At 47.3% G+C, this 26,673-nt stretch carries 20 protein-coding genes; 9 read left to right on the forward strand and 11 right to left on the reverse strand.

Annotation, left to right across the window (positions count from 1 at the left end; genetic code table 11):
• From ACLR2L_RS08880 to ACLR2L_RS08905, 6 genes are all read right to left on the reverse strand, one after another.
• Nucleotides 1-497, reverse strand: a 497-nt coding sequence (locus ACLR2L_RS08880; RefSeq protein WP_413367513.1) for a TcpQ domain-containing protein, incomplete at its 3' end; no start/stop codon positions are given.
• A gap of 78 nt (nucleotides 498-575) precedes the next feature.
• Entirely contained in the window at nucleotides 576-1,508 is a 933-nt protein-coding gene (gene lpxL, locus ACLR2L_RS08885) for an LpxL/LpxP family Kdo(2)-lipid IV(A) lauroyl/palmitoleoyl acyltransferase (RefSeq protein WP_413367515.1), read from the reverse strand.
• Nucleotides 1,509-1,660: 152 nt separating this feature from the next.
• Nucleotides 1,661-1,918 (reverse strand): DUF3081 family protein, encoded by a 258-nt coding sequence (locus ACLR2L_RS08890; RefSeq protein WP_413367517.1) that lies wholly within the window; start codon nucleotides 1,916-1,918, stop codon nucleotides 1,661-1,663.
• An 83-nt stretch (nucleotides 1,919-2,001) separates the two neighbouring features.
• Nucleotides 2,002-2,580 (reverse strand): outer membrane beta-barrel protein, encoded by a 579-nt coding sequence (locus ACLR2L_RS08895; RefSeq protein WP_413367519.1) that lies wholly within the window; start codon nucleotides 2,578-2,580, stop codon nucleotides 2,002-2,004.
• 69 nt (nucleotides 2,581-2,649) lie between these two features.
• Nucleotides 2,650-3,849 (reverse strand): hypothetical protein, encoded by a 1,200-nt coding sequence (locus tag ACLR2L_RS08900; protein WP_413367521.1) that lies wholly within the window; start codon nucleotides 3,847-3,849, stop codon nucleotides 2,650-2,652.
• A gap of 3 nt (nucleotides 3,850-3,852) precedes the next feature.
• The gene (locus ACLR2L_RS08905) at nucleotides 3,853-4,650 is read right to left on the reverse strand and encodes an outer membrane lipoprotein-sorting protein (RefSeq protein ID WP_140956311.1); all 798 of its coding nucleotides are present in this window, start codon (nucleotides 4,648-4,650) and stop codon (nucleotides 3,853-3,855) included.
• 384 nt (nucleotides 4,651-5,034) lie between these two features.
• Here ACLR2L_RS08905 and ACLR2L_RS08910 point away from each other — a divergent pair, with 384 nt between their 5' ends.
• The 5 genes from ACLR2L_RS08910 to ACLR2L_RS08930 all read left to right on the forward strand — a co-directional run bounded on the left by ACLR2L_RS08910 (nucleotide 5,035) and on the right by ACLR2L_RS08930 (nucleotide 12,102).
• Nucleotides 5,035-7,275, forward strand: a complete 2,241-nt coding sequence (locus tag ACLR2L_RS08910) for an acyl-CoA dehydrogenase (protein ID WP_140956312.1) — start codon at nucleotides 5,035-5,037, stop codon at nucleotides 7,273-7,275.
• Nucleotides 7,276-7,498: 223 nt separating this feature from the next.
• A complete protein-coding gene (locus ACLR2L_RS08915; RefSeq protein WP_413367524.1) occupies nucleotides 7,499-9,529 on the forward strand; it encodes a putative bifunctional diguanylate cyclase/phosphodiesterase in 2,031 nt (676 codons plus the stop codon).
• Nucleotide 9,530: 1 nt separating this feature from the next.
• Nucleotides 9,531-10,118 (forward strand): thymidine kinase, encoded by a 588-nt coding sequence (locus tag ACLR2L_RS08920; RefSeq protein WP_413367526.1) that lies wholly within the window; start codon nucleotides 9,531-9,533, stop codon nucleotides 10,116-10,118.
• 175 nt (nucleotides 10,119-10,293) lie between these two features.
• Complete coding sequence (locus ACLR2L_RS08925; RefSeq protein WP_413367528.1) at nucleotides 10,294-11,886, forward strand: serine hydrolase; 1,593 nt, start codon at nucleotides 10,294-10,296, stop codon at nucleotides 11,884-11,886.
• 72 nt (nucleotides 11,887-11,958) lie between these two features.
• Nucleotides 11,959-12,102, forward strand: coding sequence for a hypothetical protein (locus ACLR2L_RS08930; protein ID WP_413367530.1), 144 nt, complete (start codon nucleotides 11,959-11,961; stop codon nucleotides 12,100-12,102).
• 55 nt (nucleotides 12,103-12,157) lie between these two features.
• Here the strand turns inward: ACLR2L_RS08930 and ACLR2L_RS08935 are convergent, their stop codons facing one another.
• On the reverse strand, nucleotides 12,158-13,429 hold the full coding sequence (locus ACLR2L_RS08935; protein WP_413367532.1) for a hypothetical protein: 1,272 nt from the start codon (nucleotides 13,427-13,429) through the stop codon (nucleotides 12,158-12,160).
• 518 nt (nucleotides 13,430-13,947) lie between these two features.
• Between ACLR2L_RS08935 and ACLR2L_RS08940 the strand changes: the two genes are divergently transcribed.
• The 3 genes from ACLR2L_RS08940 (at nucleotide 13,948) to ACLR2L_RS08950 (ending at nucleotide 19,993) form a co-directional block, all read left to right on the forward strand.
• Nucleotides 13,948-16,875 carry a TonB-dependent receptor gene (locus tag ACLR2L_RS08940; RefSeq protein ID WP_413367534.1) on the forward strand — a complete coding sequence of 976 codons (2,928 nt, stop codon included), beginning with the start codon at nucleotides 13,948-13,950 and terminating at the stop codon, nucleotides 16,873-16,875.
• A gap of 158 nt (nucleotides 16,876-17,033) precedes the next feature.
• Nucleotides 17,034-18,521 carry a tryptophan halogenase family protein gene (locus ACLR2L_RS08945; RefSeq protein WP_413367536.1) on the forward strand — a complete coding sequence of 496 codons (1,488 nt, stop codon included), beginning with the start codon at nucleotides 17,034-17,036 and terminating at the stop codon, nucleotides 18,519-18,521.
• Nucleotides 18,518-19,993, forward strand: a complete 1,476-nt coding sequence (locus ACLR2L_RS08950; protein WP_413367538.1) for a tryptophan halogenase family protein — start codon at nucleotides 18,518-18,520, stop codon at nucleotides 19,991-19,993. Before ACLR2L_RS08945 ends, ACLR2L_RS08950 begins: the two co-directional genes overlap by 4 nt.
• Before the next feature lie 67 nt (nucleotides 19,994-20,060).
• Here ACLR2L_RS08950 and ACLR2L_RS08955 read toward each other — a convergent pair whose 3' ends face one another.
• From ACLR2L_RS08955 to ACLR2L_RS08965, 3 genes are all read right to left on the reverse strand, one after another.
• Nucleotides 20,061-21,083, reverse strand: coding sequence for a LacI family DNA-binding transcriptional regulator (locus tag ACLR2L_RS08955; RefSeq protein WP_140956320.1), 1,023 nt, complete (start codon nucleotides 21,081-21,083; stop codon nucleotides 20,061-20,063).
• A gap of 230 nt (nucleotides 21,084-21,313) precedes the next feature.
• On the reverse strand, nucleotides 21,314-21,943 hold the full coding sequence (gene upp / locus ACLR2L_RS08960) for a uracil phosphoribosyltransferase (RefSeq protein ID WP_413367541.1): 630 nt from the start codon (nucleotides 21,941-21,943) through the stop codon (nucleotides 21,314-21,316).
• Between the two features lie 90 nt (nucleotides 21,944-22,033).
• Entirely contained in the window at nucleotides 22,034-22,579 is a 546-nt protein-coding gene (locus ACLR2L_RS08965) for a hypothetical protein (protein WP_413367543.1), read from the reverse strand.
• 334 nt (nucleotides 22,580-22,913) lie between these two features.
• On the opposite strand from ACLR2L_RS08965, the gene ACLR2L_RS08970 reads away from it, so the two are divergent.
• Nucleotides 22,914-25,211 (forward strand): acyl-CoA dehydrogenase, encoded by a 2,298-nt coding sequence (locus ACLR2L_RS08970; RefSeq protein ID WP_413367545.1) that lies wholly within the window; start codon nucleotides 22,914-22,916, stop codon nucleotides 25,209-25,211.
• Here the strand turns inward: ACLR2L_RS08970 and ACLR2L_RS08975 are convergent.
• On the reverse strand, nucleotides 25,208-26,673 hold a 1,466-nt coding region (locus tag ACLR2L_RS08975; protein WP_413367547.1), incomplete at its 5' end, for a putative bifunctional diguanylate cyclase/phosphodiesterase. The two genes, ACLR2L_RS08970 and ACLR2L_RS08975, sit on opposite strands and share 4 nt — an antisense overlap.

Consider the following 26,673-nt stretch of genomic DNA (forward strand, 5'->3'; position numbering starts at 1 on the left):
ATTGCGCTGGCAATTTTTGCCAGCGAACCTGCAATGGTATTGTCCATCTGGAACTGGTGTTTGATCACAAAATCCTGATTCAAATCCCAGATAACCTGCATCCCTTCCTGTTCAGCATACGACGAAATGGCCTCTCTAAGCGTATTGCCAGCTTTAAACGTACGGTACTTGTACTCACCAACCCAGCGGCCATCGGCAGGTTTTAAACTGCTCGACATCGACTGCAACTGCGCGTCCAGACCTTGCTCGGACGGCGTAATATCCAGCACCATATCGCCTCCCTCCGTTTTAACGGGATCATTGGACGACATTCTGAACTCGCGATAAAAATCAGACAGACCTTTTGCCACCGAGCGTTCTTCCGGTGCATCTACCGGTGTAGGCGCACCTGTATTGCTCAGTTGCAAATAAATTACCACAGACGCAACAATGATCACCGCCAGCGCCAGGCTGAGGTGTTTGGCCCAAAAGACCGCAGAAGAAGGTTGTCTTTTCATGCGTTGCTACCTATTTGCATGCTATGGTTTTGTTCAGATTCATACATTTACTATATGACAATGTTACACTTTTCGCATTTAGTCTTTGTATAAAGACGGACCGTCCGGATCCGGACGCGTTTTAAAGCGTTTATGCATCCACAAGTAGCTGTCGGGCTGCTCGTCTATAATGCGTTCAATATGCGAATTCAGCAGCGTAAGACCCGCTTTATCATCCAGTTCTTTCAATTCCATTAGCGGGGGATACAACTTCACCTTATACCCTGTATCGGTATATTGCGAGGTAACCATTAGCGGAACACTCTCAGTACGGCGAATAAACATCAGTGTTGCCGTGGTGGTAGCCGTTTCTTCTACTGCATAAAACGGCACGAAAATACTTTGACTGCGACCGTAATCCTGATCGGGCAAATACAAACACAGTTCCCCAGCATCCAATGCTGAAAGCAGTGCGCGTGCATTGCGCTTGTGGATCATGTATTTATTCGATCTGGCTCGACCCCGATACTGTAGATAGTCCATCAGGGGATTATTGTGCTTGCGGTAGAACGCCACACTGGGGTAAGTGAGTCCTAACACCCGACAGGCAAACTCCAGATTCATGTTGTGAAGCGCCATGCCAAACACGCCTTTATGTTGCTCCAACACGGCTCTGGCATGCTCAAATCCTTCTACCACCCCATGTTTTCTTACCCGCCAATCCGGCCACCACCAGCCCATGGCTGTTTCAAAAACGGCCATGCCAGCACGGTACAGGTTTTGTTTAACCAGCTTGTCTTGTTCCGGCCTGGAGAGGTGGGGATAACACAACGCTATATTTTTACGCGCGACCTTAACCCGACTTTTCGCCAACGCCGCCAGCAATGCGCCTGTGCCGCGACCAAGTAGTTTAATAACCGGATAGGGTAACCAGGTAACAATGTACAGTAACACCATACTGATCCACACCAGCCAGAATTTTGGACCTAAAAAAGATATTTGAAACTTGGGAGGGGTAATTGCTACAGACAAAAGGGCAGTGTCCTATTTATTCGATTCCGTCACTCCTGCCCGTTTCACATGTCTAGCAACAGCAGGAGGTGTTTTTCCGAATGAATTGTAGCGGATAAATAACGGGTTTCATACACTGTAGCGTCATGAAGTCGTTTCAGTTTGGCTGTGGGTTAATAATGCGAATCGATATACCGGAGTTTTTTCTCGAACGCTTCTAAGTCTTGTGTATGCTGATATTCAAATCGGTACTGATTGTGAAATCCAAACTGCATCGACACCAGTGCATCTTGCATATACAAGGTGTATCCATCGAAGTCAGTAAACGCTAACACACCTTCCAGCCGATACTTTTCATCACACTGCTCACCGTGAGTACGAATTTTATCGAACACTTTAAGCACTAATTTACTGTCGAGTTCGTTCTTCATAGCGGTTTCCTATTGCCTGCTGCACTTAATACACGCTAATTCGGATTTGAGATCGCCTATTGACTAACAATGACCCGTGAATCCTAATTAAAATTATAGCGGATCCCTAATGATATCAGACCGGTATCGAAGCCATCTTTACCGCGCATGTATTCTGCTTCCAGGCGCACAAAAGTTTTCGTGGCAACGTAATAATCAAAACCCAGTCCAATGATGCCTGCCGCAACACCTTCGTCAAACTGACATACAGCCTGTCCATTCAACATACCGGCCGATTCACCAAGCAGACACTCACTGTCAGTAGATAACTCAACAGCCTGCACGTCAAAATTAGCCACACCTAATCGATAAAAGAGCTCGCCAACAGCATGCGATGCTTTACCCGTTACGCCCAAATATAAGCCATTTGCCTGTATACCAAGTGTTGAAAAGTCACTTTCTGATTCAATATCTGCCAGTTGAATAAAGCCTGCTTCTACATACCATTGCCGGTGGAACTGATGACCTAAGATCAATTTATAACTGAAGGCTTCTTCTGCAGTATTACTGTACTCAAGATCACTGTATCCTGCGCTAATAACACCGTACATTTTTTCGATAGCAGCAGCTGACTGCGACGCCAGTAGAGTGGCTAACATCAACACGATTTTTGTAGTTTTCATTCATTATTGTCCATCTGGCAGTATGGCTTTTCCAAGCCAACTGGCAGTATTTATGAGGAAACCGTCTGTTTAAAAAAAGTATTCCACGTTGATTTCAATATGATCATCACGGCGCACAAAGAAATACGGATCGGTTTGCGACTGTGTGGAAAAGAAATAACCGTTCAGCGTCCATTTCCAGTTATCTGTCATGCGGCTCGATGCTTCGATAAACGCACTGTATGTTTCCATGTCGTCGAGGTCCTGAACATAGCCCGCCAGAACAGTTGTACTGTCGGGGTCGTTCCAACTCCAGCGCAAGCCTACCATCACATCATTTTGAGCGGGGACAAAGAAGCTGCTATCGCGCTCATCATACTGATATTCCGCCAGCCAGCCGATGTCGTAAACCGAATCAAATATACCCACGGTGGTATATTCAAATCCGGCTACTGCTGCCATAAAGCTCTGCGTGTTGCTCTTGCGATGGATGGCTTCGAACTTGTAAAGCACCGCACCATTCACCCACAACATATCCGCACCAATCTGCTGCATTTGTTCATAGTACGGTCGTAACACTAAATCACTGGTTTCCAGGCTGCCTTCCACCACCAGTTGAGGTTCCCGATTAGTGCCGTCAAAGTACGACAACCCTACCTCCCAGTTGCCCAGGGATTGTTGCCATCGCAGTGCATAATCAACGTTGCTTTGCTCTTCTTCAGATTCGTACAAGGCATTGTCATTACTAATGGGTACAATTGGCCGTAAACGTCCTTCGGTACCGGCAAACGTCCGCTCTCTGAAGTACGGCAGAATGTAGGCACTTATGGCACCACTTTCCATCAGATACGAAGCACTCACCATGGGCTGGCCCAGTTTCTCTTCACCATCTACCCGTTCAACCGAATCCGTTTGATTAATCACATCAACAAGGTGCAAGGATTCCGTTTGGCCCCAAAACACCTTGCCAATCCCTGCCCGAAGTTCGTAACTTTCTGAGGCATGCAGCCACATAAGCTCCCGAATGTCTGCGTGGGTTCGTTCAGTGTCGTACTGATCAGCTCTTACAAACGGCTTAAATGTCAGCCTGTCGCTGCCATCGTTCCAGTCCATAAACACTTCTGGCATTACCGTTACAGAAGTTTGAGACCGACGCTGCTCCGGAAACAAGGGATCCTGCAAAAAGTAGCGTTGTTCAATGGTTGCTGTGCCGCTGAATTCCACCTCAGCATAAGCCCAGGGTGCAGTGGCACAACAGGTGAAAACGAATAATGGGATGAACTGGCGCATGGCTTAGCGGGCCCTCTTCAGACTGTCCTGATCCAAATCACTGTCCTTCAGGCCGGTTTTGAACTCAATTTCGTTGATGAACATCGCCGTGCTTTTGCCGGTCTGTTCATTAAACATTTCAGAGGTATGCGGACGCCAGTATTTATCCAAATACAGTTCGTAGTCATCAAGGATCAGGGTTTTCAATAAATCCCCTTTTTTGTCGAAGAAATCCATTTTCAGTAAGCGGTAATGTTCTTTGTCGATGAACGCTATTTGTTTTGAGTACCCGGAAAACTCATCAACCGGCACTTGTTCCAGTACAAACACTTTCTGGTCATCAAACGTATCGTCACGCAGGTAATTAAACTGGTACTTCTCCAGTTCAAAAGAGGTCATGTCCTCGTAGGCAAACTCACTACTCATAAACGGGCCAGACTTATTCTGAGAGGCAATGCGCTTCACTCTTTTTACCGTAGGAAGGTACATCCACTGATCATCCGGGGTAAGCGTATTAGAAAAACTCAGAAATGCTGACCCTTTAACATCAGCAGGAGAATCAAAAATGGTAAGGGATTTATCGCCTTCTTCAGCTCGCTCCAAAGTGAATACCCGTAGCGCGCGTTCGGATTCTTTTCCGCGGGTATCCCGCAGCACCATAGTGGTTGATGCAACAGTGTCTTCCCAACCCGAATTTCTTAGCTTGCGTTCTTTAGCTATTCTCAATCCTTCTGCCGGATCGGCCAGCACAGAAGTGGCTGCCACCGCAGATAAACAAAGTCCAAGTAGCGTGTGTGCAAACACCCGTCCTATTTTAGCCATGTGTGATTCCTTCTTTTTATGCTGTAGTCACTATACCCATTGCCATAGCAAAGCACCATTGCATCATATCAATCAGTTACATAAAACGCCTAATGACGTGTTTTTTTAGTGTGATTGCGGCATTCATATTCAGCCAAACCAACCATGTGCACATTTTTTGTACTGAAAAATTGCCAGTCCCCACTTTAAAAAAGTTTACTTTTTAACCGCCTTTTTTCAATTCAGCCTAAAGGTAAGTCATTGTTTTTACCGTCCAAATCTAGTAGCACTTGGGTAAAACAATAACATAAACCAATAATATCAATGACTTAACAATACATTTGCAAAATAAAAAAAAGGCTGTAGTATTAGCACAATCCAACTGGTCAGATGAGCGGATGAGTTATGAGTATCAGAACAAGTTTGAAGAAAGTTTTACCTCCAATTTCTATTACAGAGCAGGAAGCGTTAGACGCCGGCGATATTTGGCTGGAGTCTTCTATTTATCGCGGAGCGCCCGACATGGAGGCATTGCGTGCAGTTCCTCAAGCCAAGCTGAGTGCTGACGAGCAGGCGTTCCTCGACGGTCCTGTGCAAAAATTACTGGAAATGGTTGACGATTTTGAATTAGGTAATTCAAAGCATATTCCACAACACATCCTGGATTACCTGGGTGAGAACCGTTTCTTTTCAATGATCATTCCGAAGAAATTCGGTGGTCTGGAGTTCAGCCCCTATGCGAACTCAACAATCGTATCTACCCTGGCAGCGAAAAGCGGCGCGTTAGCAGTAACCGTAATGGTGCCTAACTCATTAGGCCCGGGCGAACTGTTAATGCACTACGGCACTAAAGCGCAGCAGGATTATTGGTTACCTCGCCTGGCTGTAGGTCAGGACATCCCATGCTTTGCATTAACCAGCCCTGAAGCAGGTTCAGATGCCGGTGGTATTCCTGATGCGGCTATCGTGACTAAAGGTCAGTGGGAAGGCAAAGAAGTTATCGGCTTAAAAGTAAGCTGGGACAAACGCTACATTACACTTGCCCCTATCGCTACCGTACTGGGTTTGGCGTTTAAAGTATTTGATCCAAACAAACTGCTTGGCGACAAGCTTGAGCTGGGTATTACCTGTGCGCTGTTACCTAAGTCACACCCAGGTGTTGAACTGGGCAATCGTCACGATCCAATGGGTGTGCGTTTCTATAACGGTACCACCCGTGGTACTGACGTGTTCATTCCAATGGACTTCATCATCGGTGGCCAGAAAAACATCGGTCGCGGCTGGCAAATGCTGGTGAGCTGTCTGGGCGCAGGGCGCGGTATTTCGTTACCGGCTATGGGCACTGCAACTGCTCAAAGCGCGTTAAAGTCAACCGCTGAATACGCCTTTGTACGCGAACAGTTTGGTTTGCCAATTGGCCGCTTTGAAGGGATCCAGGAAAAACTGGCAGAAATCGCGGGCAAAACATTCCTGTGTGAAGCAATGCGTGTACTCACTACGGAAGGTTTAGGTCTGGGCCTGAAGCCATCAGTAGTAACTGCTATTGCGAAATACCACATGACAGAAATTGGTCGCGATGTAATGAACGCAGCCATGGATGTTCAGGCTGGTAAAGGCATTCAGCGTGGTCCACAAAATACCCTGGCTACCGGCTATTCAGCATTGCCAATCGCTATCACAGTTGAAGGTGCAAATATTCTTACCCGCAACCTGATGATATTTGGCCAGGGCGCTATGCGTTGCCACCCATACCTGAAGGAAATGGTGGATCTGATTCACAGCGACGATAAGAAAGCCGATGGCGAGTTCAATAAGGTACTGCGTAAAACAATCGGGTTCAGTGTTAACAACTCGTTCCGCAGTATTTTCAAGAGCTACTTGCCGTTCACTCGCGGCGCGCAGTCAAGCCTGCCAGAAGTACGTAAGTACGAAAAACGCCTGAACGCGCTGTCTGCCAAACTAGCGCCACTGGCTGATTTATCTCTGGCGGTATTAGGCGGCGACCTGAAAAAGGCCGAGCTGCTGTCTGCTCGTCTGGGTGACATCATGAGCTACCTGTATGGTGCAATGGCGTCAATTCGCTACTACGAGCAACGCATTGAAGATCGCCAGCAGGCCAAGCCGTACTTCGACTACGCAATGCAATGGTCTTTACAGCAGGCTGAACAGGCACTGGTTAACTTTGTTCGCAACTTCCCGAACACAGCAACCCGCGGATTGATGCGCTTCCTGACTGCTACATACAGTGGCAGTGTTAGTACCATCAGTGATGATCTGGTTCGCGAACTGTCATTGGCAGCACTGCAGGACAACAGTGTGAAAGCACAGCTGACGCACCTTGTTAAAGCTACCCCAGGTGATGGTAATGACATCAATGAGCAGGCGTTTAAAGCCAAGCACAAAGTATTACCACTGCTGGGCAAAGTACAGAAAGCATTGCGCGAAGAGCCTGTTATTCCGTTCTTGTCGTTTGAAAATGCACTGAACAAGTTGCAGGCGCGCGGTGTAATTAATGCTGCCGATGCAGCCGCACTGCACGATTACAATGAAAAACGCAAACTGGCCATTCGCGTTGATGAATTTACGTTTGATATGGAATTGATTTCCGCAGAAAACGTCGCGTCAGAAGCCAAAGACGCAGCCTAATCCGTACTCAATAAGTACCTGTTTGCCGGACGCCTTGTCGTCCGGCTTTTTTTACTCGCTGCGAATACCCTACTATTAAATTCACAACTCCTCAGACTGGCTTACTGGCGAAATTTCACTATCATTAATATTGTTGCCGTGCGAAACCGGCAAATATCCGTATACGTGGTACACACCACAATAATAAAAGCAATAATCACAGTGGAATGGTTACAGAGCAGGCATGCAGCAGTCCCCCTTTAAAACCAGGCTCAACACGATTAACCAGGATGTGGTAGAGCTTCTTTACTCCAATGCGTTTAATGGCTTGTTAATTACTATCCTCAGCGTAAGTGCCATTACATTTGGATTCGACTCTGGAGCCGGGCAAGAAACCAAACAACGCGTCTGGGGCATCATTTTGGTTTTTACCCTGATTCGGGGACTCGACGCAGCTTACTGGTTTATTAAACTTCGACACGCGAACTACGCGCCAGAGCTTCCTTTCTATCGCTTTTTTGTGGGCTCTGTTTTTACTGCTGTTTTGTGGGCTGTATTTGGCATTTCGTTTTTTGACAGTATGTCCACGCTGGAATTTGCCTCAACCATGATCATTATGTCAGCCATGGCGGGCGGTGCGGCAACCGTACTTGCTCCCAGTATGTTACTGGTGATCACCTATACCACCATCATGCTAATACCCATGTCATTAAGAGCGATTTATGACCATCGGGATGAATACAACATGCTGGGATTCCTTGGTGTTTTGTTCTGGATATCCATGTGTGGCGCTTCCAGTCGCGCTAACCTTTTTATTCGCAGAGCCATTGAAATAAAGCACAAGAACGACGAATTGGTCGACCTGATGCGCAACGAACAAAATGAAGTTAAACGAGTTAACCTGCAATTACTCGAATCCAACCAAAAGCTCGACCAGGCCAACAACAATCTTGAGAATGAGGTGTTACGCCGAACCCAGGAAATTCACCGGTTATCTAACCGGGATCCGCTTACTGGCCTGATGAATCGCACGGCATTCATGCAACATTTTGAATGGATGATTGAACAATCCGTACCCAGCAAAAACAAGCTCGCGATTTTGTTTATCGACCTGGATGGCTTTAAGCAAATCAATGACACTTTTGGTCATCAGTCCGGTGATGCTGTATTAACCGCCGTTGCGACGCAATTGTCGCAGTTTTGCGAAACAGACTGCGCAGGCCGTTGGGGCGGAGACGAATTTATTATGGTGCTCCCCTACGCAGACGAAGTAGCAGCCACAGCCATAGGGCAGGCTGCCCGCAGCAGTTTAGCCAATATTAAACAGGTTGGTGGCAATGATGTAAGTATTGGCGCTACTATCGGTATCGCGATTTACCCAAATCACAGCGAGGACGCGGCGACATTGGTTCAGTTAGCCGACCTCACCATGTATTTTCACAAACGCTCTACCCCGGGTGTAGTGGGCGTGTTTTCTGATTCTTTGTACGATACGCTAAACGAAGAGGTGCGCCTGCGTGATGGTCTGCGCCAAGCGATACAACGTCAGGAAATTCATGTTGTTTACCAACCTATTATTGAGGCCGGAACGAAGAAACTCTGGGCTGTTGAGGCACTGGCGAGGTGGTGTTTTCACGACCAGTGGATAAGCCCGGCGGTATTTATTCCACTGGCAGAAAAAACCGGCCTTATCCAGGACATTGGAAACTGGATCCTTCACCGCGCCTGCATAGACACAGCCCAATGGCCTGATGACTCGCTATCGGTTTCCGTGAATGTTTCGGTACTTCAAATGCTCAATGATAATTTTATTCGCCAGGTGGATCAGGCAATCAATAGTTCTGGTCTTGCCCCGCACAGATTACATCTGGAAGTTACCGAATCGATCTTCGCCGATGACATGGCCATTCTTACCGACCGGATTGCCGCACTGAAGGCGCGCCATATCCACATAGCGATAGACGACTTTGGTACCGGATTTTCATCCCTTAGCCTGCTTCAGGCGCTGGATTTTGATCTGCTTAAAATAGACCGCGCGTTTGTACAACAAATCACCGAAGGCAACGATACCATTGTTCGCGCCACCCTACTGATGGCGAAAGAGTTTGGTTGCAAAACGGTGGCAGAAGGAATTGAAACCCCTGAACAAGCGGCGATACTTGAAGCGATGGGCGTAGATTGCCTGCAAGGTTACCTGTTTGCCAAACCTTTAGAGAAAAACGATCTGATAAAATGGTACACTAATCAACACCATTCTAAACATAATTCACAATAACATGGCTCAATTGTATTTCTACTATTCGGCAATGAATGCCGGTAAATCCACGTCACTGCTGCAGTCGGCCTATAACTACAAAGAACGCGGGATGAACGCGGTAATTTACACTGCGGCACTCGATGACCGGTATGAAGTAGGCAAGGTCACCTCCAGAATAGGTTTGCAAGCGGATGCCCAGTTATATCGTAGCGAAGACAACCTTTATCAGGCAATTGGGGCTTTGCACAACAGCAAACCACTGGATTGCGTGTTTATTGATGAAGCGCAATTTTTAACCAAAGCTCAGGTGTATCAGTTAATCGAAGTCGTAGACGAACTCGATATTCCGGTATTAGCGTATGGCCTGCGAACCGACTTCTTGGGTGAAACCTTTGAGGGCAGCCATTATTTACTGGCCTGGGCGGATAAGCTCTTTGAACTTAAAACCGTTTGCTACTGTGGCCGCAAAGCCAACTTTGTTGTGCGATTAGACGAGCAAGGCTATGCAGTTACCAGCGGTAATCAGGTTGAAATTGGCGGCAACGATCGTTACGAATCCATGTGTCGCAAACACTTCAAAGCTCTGGTGTGGGATCACCAGGAATAATCTATTCAATATACAGATTAACTTACCTATTTTTTATGCTAACCTGATGTGATTGACACCACCGGGGATTATTTATCCACTGCAAAATAGTAAAAAAAGCCAACTAAGTGGTTTTATTTACGCGCAGTAATTCAGTCCTCCCTCAGACTAAACACAGGTAAAAGGAAGCATAAATATGGTATTACGCCGGGTAGCCCAGTGTGCTCTGGGTTTGTCATTTATTACCGTTACGGCATGCGCTGCAACTAACGCGTTTCAACCTACATCGCTAAAACAGCTGGATACGGTAATCGACAACGCGCTTGAAACTTTTCACACGCCGGGCATGTCTGTTGGGGTGATTCAGCATGGCGAAGTGTTATATGCCAAAGGGCGCGGCTTTCGCAATCTGGAGAATCGCCAACCGGTTACTGCTGATACCCTGTTTCGCCTGGCATCCACGTCCAAGGCATTTACCGCAGCAGCGCTGGCTATTGCTATAGAAGAAAATGGCCTGACCTGGCAAACCCGTGTAACCGATATTCTACCTGAATTTCAAATGCAGGATCCCTGGGTAACACGGGAATTTACCCTCCTGGATTTACTTACACACCGTTCAGGTTTAGCCAGTGGCGCCGGCGACAGTATGCTCTGGCCCGAGCCCAGTGGCTTTACCCGCACAGACATCATTCACAATTTGCGCTACCTCACGCCGGTATCCAGCTTTCGAAGTGAATACGCCTACAGCAATGTAATGTATATTACTGCGGGCGAGGTGATTGCCAGGCTGTATAAAAGACCTTATGCAGATGTGATCAGCGAAAAGCTCTTTACGCCTTTAAATATGCAATGCTTTGCTGGCGATTTGTCAGATGCCGCTCTGAACAATGTTGCAATGAGTTACGGCCATAATGACCAACGCGGGATCTATGCCATCCCCCGCAACAGCATCGAAGGACGTGAACTGGTATCTGCTGCAGCAGGTGGCATAGTTTGCAGTGCAACTGATATGCTCAAGTGGCTACAAATGTGGTTGAATAAGGGAATTGCTGCAAATGGCGCTCAGGTGCTGTCTGAGGCTCAAATCACTACCCTGCAACGCGCTTACACTGTGTTGTCGGTGACTGATACCGACGAAGAATGGGACGGCACACTGTTTAAATCCTACGCATTAGGCTGGCGGTTGTCTGACGTGCACGGAAACATGGTTATTTCTCACACCGGAACCTTGTCGGGCTATCAGGCGTACGTCGCCATGGTACCTAACAAAGATCTGGCTATTGTTATTCTCAACAATGGTTCAGATTACGGTGCCAGAGGCTCTGTTATGCAACACATCCTGAAAGCGTTCATTAGTCCGGCTGACAAGCAGGACTGGGTTCAAAATTACGTGGATTATCAGGCCAAGCGGGAACAACGCTACCTGGCAAGTAATATAATACCCGTTGGCACCGGTGAGGTGATTCTGGATCCGCTTGCATATACAGGACGCTTTATCGACCAATGGTTTGGTGCGCTATCCATAACGCAATCCAACAATTCCCTGCGAATTGTTTCTGAAAAGATGCCCATGCTCACCGGAACACTTGAGCCATTCAGTGACCATACCTTTGTGATCCGATGGGACAATCAAAATGCAGCCAGTGACGCGTTTATCCATTTTGATGTTAACACCCAACGCAAAGTAACCGGGCTATCCTTATACCCCTTTACCAATAAAGTAACGGATGATCACGAATACAGGGATATGTACTTTTATGCAGTCAATTCAGAAAACCAATCAGAATAATTAATTTTAATTAATATAAACGAGCCGTGATGCGCGCTATTCTGCATCCATCAACTACAAGGAGAGCGCATCATGGCTACGTTAATTAAACACATCATCGGTAAATCAACAGAACAAACAACCGCCCCCTGTCCGGTAGAATGTAACTACAGCAATAACTACTATGGAGATCAGGTTTGCCGCCCGATTGTTAACAACAAGACTGGCAACCGGTAACCGAATTAGCGGTCGGCAGGCGCATTCTGTCGTAGACAAGTAGCGGTAAAAACCGCTATTCTGGGAATGAGAGTCGAACGACTTTAGGTGAGCGGGTGTTATTGTGCTGCCCAACCAGGTACATGGCACCCGATTCATCTTTCACCTGGGTTCCAAAAAACAGGAAATCAGCCAGTTCTGGCATGGGGTATGACACCGTTGTACCGCTCGTTGTTTCATAAATCAGCCATTCTGGTTCACTACCCGGCCGTCTGCTGGCACCCATCACAAACTGTTCGCCATCGATCGAAAACAAACTGGGAATATTGGCTTCACCGGCGGGATTAAAAAACCCTATTTTTTCGAGTTTCGTGTCTTTACTGCCTTCGGCGTGTAAACGGAATAACTGGCCTTTATGCAGGGTAAAAAACACATCGCCATTTTTCATGGTGGTAAAACCCACAATACCGCGATACGACGACATTCTATTATCGGAGTACTCAGGCAACGGGAATTCATGCACCACGTTCAGACGATTGTCGAGTTCAGCTAAAACCGCGACAAACCCTTGCTCATTTGCAGCAGGAATGAGTTTAGGTACATAAACATGCCCTTCGCCGTCAACCAACAGCTGGCGGGATACGTGGCCAGGAACAGAACCTACTTCCGTTTTATGTACCCGCCCTGTTGCGGTGTCGTACTGATACAACACGTGCCCCCAATAACCCAACGCGTAAACATAGTGCCCGTCAGTATTAATAGCAATCAGGGCTTCCGGCGTATGAAGTAAATGCTCCCACACTGCTTTTACTGGATCAAAACGCCAAAGATGCCCGCCCCAGGTGGGCAATTGTGTATCACTTTCTCCAGCCTCATCAAAGCTGGTAAAGTACAGAAATCCGTCTGACGCCGACACAAACTGACTATGGATCTTGCCCTGACTGGCGCCAGCTTCTGCCATATTGGCTTGCTGAAGTGCCTGAAGTACATTGCCCATAACTTCAACGCGCTGATTTTCGGGCCGCCAACGAACCATGCTGGCAGAACGAGGCTCTGAATAAGACTCCGACAGCCCCATATAAATATTACCCAGGCGATCTGAGCCAATCGCCCCCCAGGACACATCACTTGCCCCTACTTTGGGAAGCACAATATTCTGAACTTCTGGCGCTTTAAAATGACGCGGACGAGCAGCGACAAAGGGGCCGCTGTCGAGCCTTGTTGGCATAAAACCAGTTGAAGCGGCAACTGTACTTTGATCTGATCCTGAATCACCATCACTCACTAACCAGCCATAGGCCACCAGCCCAAACACTGCCAGCAACAACAGCAACGCGATGTACCTCATTTACAACACTCCTTTTTAGTACAGAAGCACCCTGCTTTCGTTATTGAAGAAGCAGGTTATCCGGGTTCGGATAAACAGATCACGATAAGTAAGTACGCTAGCAAAATTGTTTATCACTTAACAACAAATAATCGACGAAATTTTCTACACTTTCTCGATTTATTGGCGTCTTGGTCTAAGCTGTCTAATTAGAATAAAAGCTCTCAGCTATTAACGTATTCATTCAGACGCGAATTCATACACCGCATCAGCGCAACATGTGATTTTTCTGTTAACTGCAAAACTGAATTTGTAAAAAAATATAACTACAAACCTTCTTACATTTTGTATGACTTAATCGAAAAAAACTAAATCCATTAAGTATCTAGCTAAAATCCGCATAAACCTTAACAATCATTGTTAATTTTATTTTCTTAATTGATTAAGAAAATTACTTGACCTATTGCCAAGCTTTAACTATTGTTAACATCGATGTAACAAGCTTACGTAGATTTTTATCTGACTTAGGGCACTAAAACATGAAAACCAAACACATATTCAAACCCGCCATTTTGTCATTGGCTGTCGCGTCTGCCATGTATGCAGGCCAGACATTTGCTCAAGAAGCTGATGGTGCAACTGATCAAAACGTAGAAGTTATCGCGGTTAAAGGTATCCGCGGTTCACTGATGCGCGCTCAGGCGATCAAGATGGACAACACATCAATCGTCGAAGCGATTTCTGCCGAAGATATCGGTAAATTGCCAGATTCATCAATCGCGGAATCACTGGCGCGTCTGCCTGGTTTAGCGGGTGAGCGTGTTGGTGGTCGTACGTCAGGTATCTCTGTACGTGGTTTCAAAGAAGACTTTACAGGTACGTCATTAAACGGTCGTGAACTGATTGGTATCGGCGACAACCGCGGCGTAGAATACGATTTATATCCGTCTGAAATCATGACGGGCGCAACCATTTTCAAAACCACTGAAGCCACTCTGATGGTTCAGGGTATCGGCGGTACAGTAGACTTACAAACCGTTCGTCCATTGTCAGCAGAAGAATCGCTGACCTTTACTGGCGTATATGAAATGGGTGGCAACGACTCTGACAACCCAGAGTTTGACAACACAGGTAAGCGTTATGCGCTGTCTTTTGTTGAGAAGTTTGCAGACGACACCATTGGTATCGCCGTAGCACTGGCAACCACCGAGTCTCCACGTAACGAACGTAAATACGGTGTGTGGGGCTACAATGCCAACGATGCAGGCCAAATCCTGCCGTCTGGTCTGGACACGCAGGCAATCAGCCGCACATTGGATCGCGATACTATTTCTGCCATCCTGCAATTCCGTCCTACCGATAATCTGGACATTGTTGTTGATGCACTGAGCATCGACTATTCTGACTCAGGTGTGATCCGTGGCTTCATCGAACCCTTTAACGCAGATCCGGACTCATTGTCTGGAAGCGGCTTTAACACCTCTGGTACTCAAGTAGGTGCAAACCCGGTTTTACGTACCGACCCGGCGCAAAAAGACGGCGAATTGCAAAGCTTTGGTTTGAACGTTAAATACAACATCGACGACAATTGGTCTGTGATGTTAGATGCAGCAAACAGCCAGTCTGAAAAACGTGACCTACGCGGTGAATCTTATGCAGGTTTAGCACGTAACGGCGCAATCAATACTTTTGGTACCCGTGACTTCCAGATGAGCGCTGACGGTGTAACCTTTACTGATAGCACAGGTTTGGGCGCATTTGCTGATGCTTCGTTACTTCAACTTACCGGTCCGCAACAGTGGGGCGGTGGTATGGCGAATATCGCGGACCAGTTTACTTCTACAGTGAACACCGTGTTTACGGATGCCGACGGCAATCCAATCCCGTTCAGCTACCTGAACGCGCAAGACGGCTTCCTGAACTATGCTGACTTCGAAGAAGAACTGACTACAGTTCGTTTAGAAACAGAAGGCCTGGTTGAATGGGGCATCATCAATAAAGCAACCTTTGGTGTGTACTATAGCGACCGCTATAAAATGAAAGACAACAAAGGCTTCTTCGCGACTGCGTCGTCTTACCCCTACTCTGAAGCTATCCCTAGCCAGTATCTGTACAACGGCTTGGCTGATTTGACCTGGGCTGGATTAGGCATGGTTGTAGCGTATGATGGCTTTGCCCCTTACCGCGATGGCGAATACACACTGAACGATGCGGGCTTACTTGAGCCAGATCGTCTGGGTGATAGCTACGAAGTAAACGAAGAAGTTACCACGCTGTACGCCAAATTCGACTTTGAAACCGAATTAAGCGGCTTCCCAGTTGTAGGTAACATTGGTGCGCAGTACGTAGACACCGACCAGTCTTCAACCGGTTACCTGGGCATAGTAGGTTCTAACTATGCCGTATGTGACGATGACAACAATGGCGTTGTTGACGCAGATTGCGTATTGTCAGGCGGCGATTCTTACAGCCACTTCCTGCCAAGCCTGAACATCAGTGTGGAAGTAGACGACAACCGCTTCGTGCGTTTTGCAGCGAATAAGACCATTAGCCGTGCACGTGTAGACCAAATGAAAGCGTCTGGTTTCGTTAAGTTCGACCAAAACATCGACCTGATTGCGATCCCTAATTCGGAAGCAGCCGTAGAACAGTACGGTACACCATGGTCTAAATTCCAGGGTAACCCTACTCTGCGTCCGCTTGAAGCGAATAACTTTGACCTGTCATTTGAAAATTACTTCGAAGACGAAGGTTATGTGTCGCTGGCGTTGTTCTACAAAGACCTGGTTAACTGGACTGACGACGCGCGTGATCTGATTAACTTCCTGAATGATGAAACGAATGATGGTGCAAACTACTTCATTCCTGGTTTCCACGACCGTATCATTCAAACAACCGGTTTGTATGGTCCGGCTAACGTTGCGTACGAAGCGGGTGACCTGGCTACACCACCAGATTATGGTTACTTCTCGTACTTCCAGGACGGTCTGAAAGGTTCGGTGAAAGGCGCAGAATTAACAGCAAACATTCCATTGGGTTCATTCGTTGACGCCCTGGAAGGCTTTGGTATTGCTGGCTCTGCAACCTTCATTGATGCAGAACTGGATAACGGTAACCCAATTCCAGGTCAGTCTGACGAAGTATTCTCGATTACTGCCTACTATGAAATGGACGGTTTTGAGATTCGTGTAGCAGCAACAGACCGTTCTGAGTTCACCACTTACCAGCGTGGTGGTTCGAACAAGATTGATACGGCAACTCGTGCGCCTATTACTCAGATCGACGCGCAAATCAGCTACGACTTTGAAGGCAGTGGCATTGAGTACCTGGAAGGTCTGCGTATTTCATTGCAAGGTGTTAACCTTACCGATGAGAAAGAAGAAACCATCGACGGCAACGGTATCGTAACCCTGCGCCGTGAGTTTGGTCCTTCTTACATGCTGAACTTCAACTACTCGTTCTACTAAGTTATACCTCAGGCCCTGCGGCACTCGCCGTGGGGCTTTATTTTTCTGCACGATTCATTTTGCTTTTCACCCTTATTTCGCTAGAGTCAAAAGCACAGTGAATTTATCTGTGCACCAACACAGATACCGTTATCGATTTACGTAATACAGGAATACCCATGCCGCAACCTATTCAAAACGTGGTTATTGCAGGTGGTGGAACGGCCGGTTGGATGACCGCCGCATTGCTTCGCAAAGTTCTCTCTCCTGCCGTTCGTATTGAACTGGTGGAATCAGAGCAGATTGGCATTGTAGGAGTGGGCGAAGCAACTATCCCACCTATTCAGGTGTTCAATAATTTTCTGGGTATCGACGAACGCGAATTTTTACGCGACACGCACGCCACCATTAAGCTCGCCATTAAGTTCGAAAACTGGAAAACCCACGGCGACAGCTACTACCACACCTTTGGCGCACCAGGCACTACCATGGGGTTTTGTAGCTTCCATCACTACTGGCTAAAAGCGCAACAAGCCGGGCTGAGCCAGTCACTGTGGGATTTCGACCTGAATTACCTGAGCTGTGAGCAAGGCAGGTTCAACAAGATCAATACGCCCAACCCACTCTATGAAATGCAGTATGCCTATCACTTCGATTCTGCGTTATACGGTCAGTTTTTGCGGAAAAAGGCCGAGCAGGCCGGTGTAGTGCGCACCGAGGGTATCATCGAACACGTGCAGCAGGACCCGGCTACCGGATATATTACGGCATTGCAACTTACCAGCGGAAAACAGGTTCAGGGCGATTTATTTATCGACTGCACCGGTTTGCGGGGATTACTCATTCAACAAGCACTGGGAGTGGGTTATGACGATTACAGTCACTGGCTACCCGCTGACAGCGCACAGGCAGTACCGAGCGAACGCTTTACCAGCACGCTGCCCTACACGCGCAGTATTGCACATAAGGTAGGCTGGCAGTGGCGCATACCGCTTACGCACCGCAATGGTAATGGCATTGTCTACTCCTCGCAGTACCTCAGTGATGATCAGGCCACAGAGACCTTGCTGAATAATTTAGACACCAAGGCACTGGATACGCCGCGTACCATCCGCTTTAAGACGGGTCGCACTGCACAGCAATGGTGTAAAAACGTTGTGGCCATTGGTTTGTCGAGTGGCTTTTTAGAACCCTTGGAGTCTACAAGTATTCACCTTATCCAGTCTGGCATTATCCGCCTGATGAAGATGTTCCCGAATCAAGGTATATCCCAGGCAATGACCGACCTTTATAACGCCGAGTCCAAAGAGGAATTTGAAACGATTCGCGATTTTATTATTTTGCACTATCACGTCAATCAGCGCGACGATTCAGACTTCTGGCGGGATATGCGCACCATGTCCATTCCTGACAGACTCGCGCAAAAAATTGCTGCGTTCGAAGAAACAGCTGCCATATTTAATGAAAAGAATGACATTTTCCGCGATGCGTCCTGGGTGCAAGTGATGATGGGACAAGGGCTTTTGCCACGTGACTATCATCCTGCCGCAGATGCAATGGACAACGCGCAGCTCATGGCTGCTATGAGTCAGATTTACCAGGCAAAACAACAGCCGCTCGACAAACTGTTGAGTCACGACGAATTTTTGCAGCGGTATACTGCATGAGTGAGCAACCATTAAACATTGTTATTGTAGGTGGTGGTACCGCCGGGTGGATGACGGCCAACCTGCTGGCTAGGCGCTGGCAACACAAAGCCGTGAAGATCACATTAGTAGAGTCACCCGATATCGGGATTATTGGTGTGGGCGAAGGCTCAACGCCCACCCTAAAGCGCTTTTTTGACGACATGCAAATTGCCGAATCAGACTGGATGCCGGCCTGTAATGCAACGTATAAAGTAAGCATTCGGTTTGATGGCTGGAGTCCTGAGTCGGGCGTGAACAGCTATGCCCATCCATTTATCGGGCAACTGGATACCTTTAGTGAGCGCGCATTTTACGTAAACTGTATGACCCGTCGTCTGGGGTTGGATGTGAATGTAAAGCCCGAGGAATTTTTGTTTAACGGTTGGCTGGCCAATTATTACCGTTCCCCCAAAACGCCGGCTAATTTCCCCTTTCGCATTGAATACGGTTACCATTTTGATTCCGGGCTATTGGGTGGATTTCTGCAGCGGTATGCACAAACCCAGGGCGTTACCCATAAAGCGTTGAAAATCACCGGCGTAAAATGCCACCCTAGCGGCGACATTAAGGAACTTCACACCGCAGAAGGGCAAACCATTCAGGGCGATGTATTTATTGACTGCTCTGGATTCAGGAGTTTATTGCTACAACAAACCCTGAAAGTACCGTTTCAGTCGTTTGGTAATAACCTGTTTAACGATTCTGCCGTAGTCTGCGCAACAGCGCCATTAACCCCGCTACCCGTAGAGACGCGTTCAACGGCGTTGTCTGCTGGCTGGGCATGGCAAATTCCCCTGACTAATCGCACTGGGAATGGCTATGTTTACAGTTCAGCATATCTGGACCCGGAACAGGCAGAAACGGAATTATGCAAACACCTTGGCCTGAACCGCGAAAACACGCAAATACGCCATTTAAAAATGAATGTGGGTCAGGCGAGCGAACACTGGTTTAAAAACTGTGTGGCAGTTGGACTTGCTCAGGGCTTTATTGAGCCGCTGGAGGCGACGGCATTGCATTTGGTTCAAACCAGTGTAGAAATTTTTATGGATCACTACGAAAAAGGCGGATTCAGCGACCAGTACCGCCATGCTTACAACGCAGTGATAAGGGAACGATTTGAGCGGGTTCGCGACTACATAGTGGCCCACTACAAACTCAATACCCGCAATGATTCAGAGTACTGGCGGGCCAATCGAAACAACGAAGCATTGTCGGAATCACTATTACAATTGTTGGATGTCTGGTTCAGACGCGGGGATCTACAACAGGAAATTCAACGTCAGAAACTTGATTCACACTTTGGTGCAACATCGTGGCACTGTTTGCTGGCGGGCTACGGGGCATTCCCACGACTTGCTGCAAATCAGCCGAATACGGGTGACTTATATAAAGAACATAACCTGGAAACGTTTTTTTCAGGGTGTTTGCTGAACTTCACGTCGCAATAAATACAAGCAGATAGCTGATGCAGATGGCAGATGCGGGGTAAACGGGCATTGAAATACCCGTTTCTCTCTAACCCAGCGTTTCGCCTAATTTGATTTCATACGGCAGTGACATCGACTGGTTTTCACCGCTTAATAGTAATCTGGCCGCTTGCATGCCTTTCTCAACACTGGACTGACATACGGTAGCCAGGTACGGACGTGTACGTGATGCTTCTTCTATGCCGTCGAAGCCTGTGATTTTCAATTCACCCGGTACATCAATCCCCATCGACATGGCGCATTGCAGTAATTCCAATGCAATAATGTCACTCATACACAATATAACGTTTGGACGCGGTTGACTGTATAACACTTCTTTCGCGGCCTGAATGGCATAGACACCCGCGTTTTCCGGCAGATTCCATATCCAGTCTGAATCCACTTTTATATCCAGTTCTTTTAACGCCTGTGAATACCCATCCAACCGGCGGTGGGTAATCGACGATTCAGCATCCAGTAGCGGACTGTTATAAATTCGGCAGGTGCTGGGAGAATCAATAAGTCGCAAGCCCAGTATAGCAACATGGTCGCCCTTGCTTAACGCAGCCTTCGCTATTTCGTAGCTGGCCTGTTCATTGTCGATGTTGATTGCCGGACGCCCCTCAAGGTTAAAGTCTACGGTAACCACAGGTTTACTTTGTTGATTGAGTTGTTGCGACAAACCAGGATTTCGCGGTGCACCGTAACAGATAAACCCATCGACAAAATCCACAACATCGGCAATCGATTCCGAGTCTCCGGCATACAATAAAAGGTGCTTTTGATTTTCGCGCAATACCCGCGACACACCCTGTATAAAGGTACTGGCAACCGGATCGGTCACCATGTAGTCCAGACTATCCGCTAAAACAAGCGCTACGATATTGGATTGTCCTTTCCGTAATATTTGCGCCGCACGATTCGGACCGGTGTAGCCAATCTTCTTGCAGGCATCCAGGATTTCAGCGCGTTTAACCGCCGAAAGCTGATCGGGCCGGTTAAAGGCATTTGAAATCGTAGCGGTGGAAACGCCCAATTCTTTAGCGACATCTTTTAGCGTAAGCTTTTTCATAGCAACTGCACTGTTCTTGAATTTTTATAGTTGTGCCTACTTCGAGCGATAGGCTGCCAAAGAGTAGACCTTCTTAATCAATTAAAGTTTAACTTATTTTTAAAAAAATATTAGCATAAAACAACATCTTAAAAAGCTAAATCGTTTAACTATTTCGATATTGTAAGCGTTTTCAATTGATTAATTTTAAAACAAGATTAAGAACAGTAAGTTAGCTGAAGAACACACACTTAGCGGGTGCCAAATATCTTGTCTCCGGCATCTCCCAGCCCGGGCAGAATATACCCTTTATCATTCAGCCGCTCGTCAATGGCTGCGGTAAAAATATCAACATCCGGATGCGCCTGGGTAACCGCTTTAATCCCTTCCGGAGCAGAGACTAAAAACAATCCCATTATGTTTTTACAGCCTTTGGCTTTTAACAAATCAATGGTGGCGATTAAGGTGCCGCCAGTTGCCAGCATTGGATCAACAATTAGCGCGGTGCGTTTATCGATATGTTTAACGACTTTGTCAAAGTAAGCTACCGGCTGCAGGGTTTCTTCATCGCGGTATAAGCCCACCACGCTAATTTTTGCATTGGGGATGAGACTTAAGACCCCATCAAGCATACCCAGTCCGGCGCGAAGAATGGGGACTATGGTGATTTTTTTACCTTTAATACTCTGTACTTTAAGGGGTTTTCCCGTCCAACTGGTAATCTCTACTGTTTCGGTAGGTAGATGGCGCGTGGCTTCGTAGGTCAACAGGTTACCAATTTCACCTGCCAATTCGCGAAAATCCTTGCTGCTAATCCGTGCTTCACGCATCAGGCCAATTTTATGTTGGATCAACGGGTGACGAATTTCGTGAATAGCCATATCAAGATCATCCTTTGGTAACAGAGTATCACAGCCAAACTATACCTTAGTGACGCATCCAGGAAAAGCAACGCTGAGGTGATCTCCTGACTACGATCTTGAAAGCACAACGCGCTCACTGTGTTGCGCAAAGACTTTACGCATTCTTTCAAGCGACTGCCCGTCGCGAAGATTGATGATAACAGCACACTGCTTGTTTCGAATTGCCTCGCGAACCACGTCAATTATCTCTGTCTCGTCGGGACGTAAACGAAGTAAGCCGGCAACAAATAAGCCAATGAAAACACAGGGGCTTATCGCTGCAATACTGATACCCAGAGAGTGAGCCTGGGCAAAATGCGGCCCAAACGCTACCAGCATGTAAGCGATGGCCACGCCAATAAGCAAGCCAGCCCCACCCAATATGAGGCGCGAATAAAGCATCATCTTACCCAGTGCTTTGCTTTCGCTTTCCAACAGGCGATTGAACTGCCCATCATGAGGTGTAACAACCGTAATTTGTTGCGCTGTTAAGTCTGTCTTTTGGATCACATCGCCAATTGCACTTCGGGCGCTGTTGTATTCAGAAAAAATAGAAGCCAATTGTGCATGTGACTGGCCAGTTACATCCGACCGAATCCAGGGTTGATTTGCCATTAACGTTCACTCCTCAAGCTATCAACAAGTGTGGCAGATTATGTGACACACGAAGCACAAAAGTGACAGTCACTTTCGAGTGTTGTGTATTTACAATCAAAGTTTGCGCCAAACATTTATAGCATTGATTTTATATACATTTTCCCCATTTCAAGCGTAACTAAACCACTAGTCTTCATGCTCGATAGCGCTATTTTTCGGGTTAGTCTGAAAAAATTACGCATGCTTTCGGTGTTGACCCAAATTAAAACAAGTGTTTAAATTCAGCAAAATTTAAACACTTGTTTTAATTTCTGCGAATTAATTTATTGCCCCTACACATTAAGGAACCTCAATGCTTTTTTGGATCATCGTTGTTGTTGCTATTGTTTTCATTTTTCGGTCTCCCTCATTGCGACAGCAGTGGATAACTGGCCCGGCGTTTAGGCTGTTTAAGCGTGTTTTACCGCCACTCAGTCAAACCGAAAGAGAAGCAATGGAAGCCGGTTCAGTATGGTTAGAAGCCGATTTATTCAAAGGCCAGCCAGACTGGCATAAACTGTACTCACTGGCGTTACCCGAGTTAACTCAGGAAGAACAGGATTTTATCGATAACGAAGTAACTGAACTAATGTCACTGATTGATGACTTTGACGCGGTGCACAACCGCAAGGACTTCAGTGACGAAGCGTGGCAGTACATGCGGGAAAAAGGCTTTTTCTCGTTAATTATTCCCAAAGAGTATGGCGGCAAAGCCTTCTCAGCCTTAGCCAACTCAACCATTGTGTCTAAAATCGCCAGTCGCTCATTGAGCGCTGGGGTAACGGTAATGGTACCTAATTCTTTGGGTCCGGGCGAACTGCTGAGCCACTATGGCACGCAGGAACAAAAAGATTACTGGTTGCCACGTCTGGCAAAGGGTCAGGATATTCCCTGCTTTGCGTTAACCGGGCCGGAAGCCGGTTCTGATGCTGGCGGCATTCCGGATACGGGTGTTGTCACCATAGGTGAATTTGAAGGCAAAGACACCTTGGGCATTCGGTTGAATTGGGAAAAACGCTATATCACGCTGGCCCCAGTTGCCACTGTGCTAGGATTAGCGTTTAAGCTTAATGATCCCGACGGATTACTGGGTGACACTAAAAACATAGGCATTACCTGTGCGTTAATACCTACCAATCACCCAGGTGTAGAAGTAGGCAATCGTCATTTGCCCCTTGAGCAGGCTTTTATGAACGGCACAACCCGCGGGAAAGACGTTTTCATTCCGCTGGACTGGATCATTGGGGGCAAAGACTACGCTGGTAAAGGTTGGCGTATGCTGATTGAGTGCTTGTCTGCCGGACGAGGGATTTCCCTGCCAGCCCTGTCTGCGGGTAATGCGCACTTGAGTGCACAAACCACCGCTATATACAGTGCGATCCGTCAGCAGTTTGGCTGTTCATTGTATGAATTTGAAGGTGTACAGGAAGGCCTGGCACAGCTTGCCGCAAATGCTTATAAAGCAGAGGCAATCCGACGGTTAACCGCAGGCGCTATCGATCTGGGGCAAAAGCCGGGAGTGGTCACCGCAATTGCTAAATATCACATGACAGAGCTTGCACGCCAGAGCATTAACATTGCAATGGACATCCACGGCGGTAAAGGTATTCAGATGGGGCCCAATAACTATCTTGCGTCTCTGTATACCGCGCTGCCTGTGTCGATTACGGTAGAAGGCGCCAACATACTAACCCGCAACCTGATGATTTTCGGACAGGGCGCAACTCGTTGTCACCCTTATGTATTTGAAGAGATGATGGCCGCAGCCGAACCCGATTTTCAGACCGGATTAGCGCAGTTTGAACCATTGTTATTCAAGCATGTGAAGTTTGCGGTGGGTAACGCGTTTTCCGCCTTCTTCAACGGTCTCACCGGCGCGCATTTTGTGAGTGTCCCTAAACAGGATGCCAACAAGCGCCACATGCAACAAATCCATCGAATCAGTAAAGGTCTGGCGTTCTGCTCAGACATTGCCATGTTGATGCTGGGCGGCGAACTGAAACGCCGTGAGATGTTGTCTGCTCGTTTGGGAGATGTGCTAAGCGAATTGTATATGGCCAGTGCAGTACTGAAGCACTTCTATGCAACAGGTGCAAATCCGCAACAGCAACCCTTAGTTGATTTTCTGATCCGCGAGAGTCTGGTGAACTGCGAAGAGGCGCTAAAAGGCTTCTGCCGCCATATCTCAAATCCACTTGTTGGCGTATTGCTTAAGCGTTTGTTATTCCCATGGGGTACCAGTTTTACCTCTGTTCACGACAAGGTAAAAACCCGTTTAGCTACCGAGCTGTGCACAAACGAAGCGTACCGCAACAGCCTGACTCCACTGTGTTACGTAGGGACACAAAAAGACGATGCAGTACGTGTGCTAAACGACGCTATGACCGCCATTAACAATCTTGCGCCGCTGGTGAAAAAGGTAGTTGCCGCACAAAAGGCGAAAACCCTGCCCCGCAAAGGCAGCATATTTCAACTTCGCGATATTGCCCTTGCTGAAGGAGTACTTTCGGAAGCTGAAGCAGCACAAGTTGCCGAAGCCGACGCGCTGCGCATGCGGGTAATTAACGTGGACGAATTTGACTTCTCATTGGCAACAGTAGTGAATAACTAATCCACAAACAGCTGTTCCACCTCATTGGCTGGCATCGGTTTTGCCAGCCAATATCCCTGAATATAATCGCACCCAAACGACACCAGTAACTCCCGTTGCGACTCGGTTTCCACTCCTTCAGCGATTACCGAAAGCCCTAGGTTTTTAGCCAGTTGGCAAATGGTCAGTACAATAGCCTGCTGTTCGGGCTGTTCATCCATATACTGCACAAACGAACGATCAATCTTAATTTTATCTACCGGAAAGCCGCTTAAATAGGCCAGCGATGAATAGCCGGTACCAAAATCATCAATGGATAAGCTCACGCCCAAATCTCGCAACGCTGATAACACGGTGCGTGCTGCTGCACCGGTTTCCATTACCGATGTTTCGGTAAGTTCCAGCTCTATTAACGAGGGTGGCACGCCGTAACTGTCGAGCCTTCGCGCAATACCCTGTACAAAGTCAGGCTGCATAAACTGACGCGGTGAAATGTTAATAGCTACCTGAATATCTTTCCCCTGCTGATGCCAGTGACGTACCTGTGTAAATGCCTGGTCTAATACCCATTCTCCCAGTGGTAGTATTAACCCGCTGCGCTCGGCAATGGGAATAAACTCAGCGGGAGAAATGAACTCTCCTTCGTCAAACCAGCGCAACAGGCTTTCGCAGCTTTTCACCTGCCCCTGAGCCAGGTGTTGTTTGGGCTGGAAATATAACGTTAACGCCCCCGCGCCAATTGCCTGTTCCAACCGCTGAGTAATCATTAAACGACGCTGATGACGATCACCATCGTCATTGCTAAAGTAATGTACCTGTTTGGCAGAGGATATTGCCGATTCCACCGCAATATTTGAGTGCAGCATAAGGCTGGCATAATCTGAGCTCTGCTCGGGGTACACGGTAGCCCCAAACGTTAAATGGAAGCGCATGTCACCCAAGGGAGTCTGCAGTGCTTTATCAAACTGTTTAGCCAGATGATCAATGCATTTTGTGGCCAGGGACTCCGGAGCAACCGTTAACATGAAACAGGCATCGGCAATATGGAATAGCTGAATATCCTTCGACAAATTATTCGCCAACGCGTTAGTTTTAGCCTGTAACACCTCTGCTACCTGATAAACACATAACAGGGCATCTGCCAGACCGTAATTTTCACTCAGCACTTTAAAGTCTGTTACATCGATCATCACCGCGGCAAAACGCTTATTTTGTTGCAGGTGATCATTAATTATTTTTTCTAAAAAGGTTCGGTTAGCGATTTGCGTTACCGGATGATGATACGCCTGAAACGCCAGTGCTTCTTCAGCTTCCTGACGTTCGGTAATGTCGCGCAGGTGCAAATCAAATGTCTGGTGATCGGAAATCCAGTGACTCTGCATTAAATAATAACGCTGAGCAATTTTGCAGGTGTGTTGAGAACAAGCATCCCCCGCAAACTTCGCGGATTTTAAATAGCTGTTTAACCAATTGGCTGGAGACG

This window comes from Alteromonas sp. AMM-1 (assembly GCF_047290655.1).
In the GTDB taxonomy this organism is placed as follows: Bacteria; Pseudomonadota; Gammaproteobacteria; order Enterobacterales; family Alteromonadaceae; genus Alteromonas; species Alteromonas mangrovi.

Bases quoted from the DNA above. Each gene is read 5' to 3' on its own strand.
- upp (WP_413367541.1), bottom strand. From the start codon at position 21,943: ATGGCTATTCACGAAATTCGTCACCCGTTGATCCAACATAAAATTGGC.
- ACLR2L_RS08925 (WP_413367528.1), top strand. From the start codon at position 10,294: ATGGTATTACGCCGGGTAGCCCAGTGTGCTCTGGGTTTGTCATTTATT.
- ACLR2L_RS08945 (WP_413367536.1), top strand. From the start codon at position 17,034: ATGCCGCAACCTATTCAAAACGTGGTTATTGCAGGTGGTGGAACGGCC.
- ACLR2L_RS08895 (WP_413367519.1), bottom strand. From the start codon at position 2,580: ATGAAAACTACAAAAATCGTGTTGATGTTAGCCACTCTACTGGCGTCG.
- ACLR2L_RS08970 (WP_413367545.1), top strand. From the start codon at position 22,914: ATGCTTTTTTGGATCATCGTTGTTGTTGCTATTGTTTTCATTTTTCGG.
- ACLR2L_RS08935 (WP_413367532.1), bottom strand. From the start codon at position 13,429: ATGAGGTACATCGCGTTGCTGTTGTTGCTGGCAGTGTTTGGGCTGGTG.
- ACLR2L_RS08930 (WP_413367530.1), top strand. From the start codon at position 11,959: ATGGCTACGTTAATTAAACACATCATCGGTAAATCAACAGAACAAACA.
- ACLR2L_RS08905 (WP_140956311.1), bottom strand. From the start codon at position 4,650: ATGGCTAAAATAGGACGGGTGTTTGCACACACGCTACTTGGACTTTGT.
- ACLR2L_RS08965 (WP_413367543.1), bottom strand. From the start codon at position 22,579: ATGGCAAATCAACCCTGGATTCGGTCGGATGTAACTGGCCAGTCACAT.
- ACLR2L_RS08900 (WP_413367521.1), bottom strand. From the start codon at position 3,849: ATGCGCCAGTTCATCCCATTATTCGTTTTCACCTGTTGTGCCACTGCA.
- ACLR2L_RS08955 (WP_140956320.1), bottom strand. From the start codon at position 21,083: ATGAAAAAGCTTACGCTAAAAGATGTCGCTAAAGAATTGGGCGTTTCC.
- ACLR2L_RS08890 (WP_413367517.1), bottom strand. From the start codon at position 1,918: ATGAAGAACGAACTCGACAGTAAATTAGTGCTTAAAGTGTTCGATAAA.
- ACLR2L_RS08950 (WP_413367538.1), top strand. From the start codon at position 18,518: ATGAGTGAGCAACCATTAAACATTGTTATTGTAGGTGGTGGTACCGCC.
- ACLR2L_RS08920 (WP_413367526.1), top strand. From the start codon at position 9,531: ATGGCTCAATTGTATTTCTACTATTCGGCAATGAATGCCGGTAAATCC.
- ACLR2L_RS08940 (WP_413367534.1), top strand. From the start codon at position 13,948: ATGAAAACCAAACACATATTCAAACCCGCCATTTTGTCATTGGCTGTC.
- ACLR2L_RS08915 (WP_413367524.1), top strand. From the start codon at position 7,499: ATGCAGCAGTCCCCCTTTAAAACCAGGCTCAACACGATTAACCAGGAT.
- ACLR2L_RS08910 (WP_140956312.1), top strand. From the start codon at position 5,035: ATGAGTATCAGAACAAGTTTGAAGAAAGTTTTACCTCCAATTTCTATT.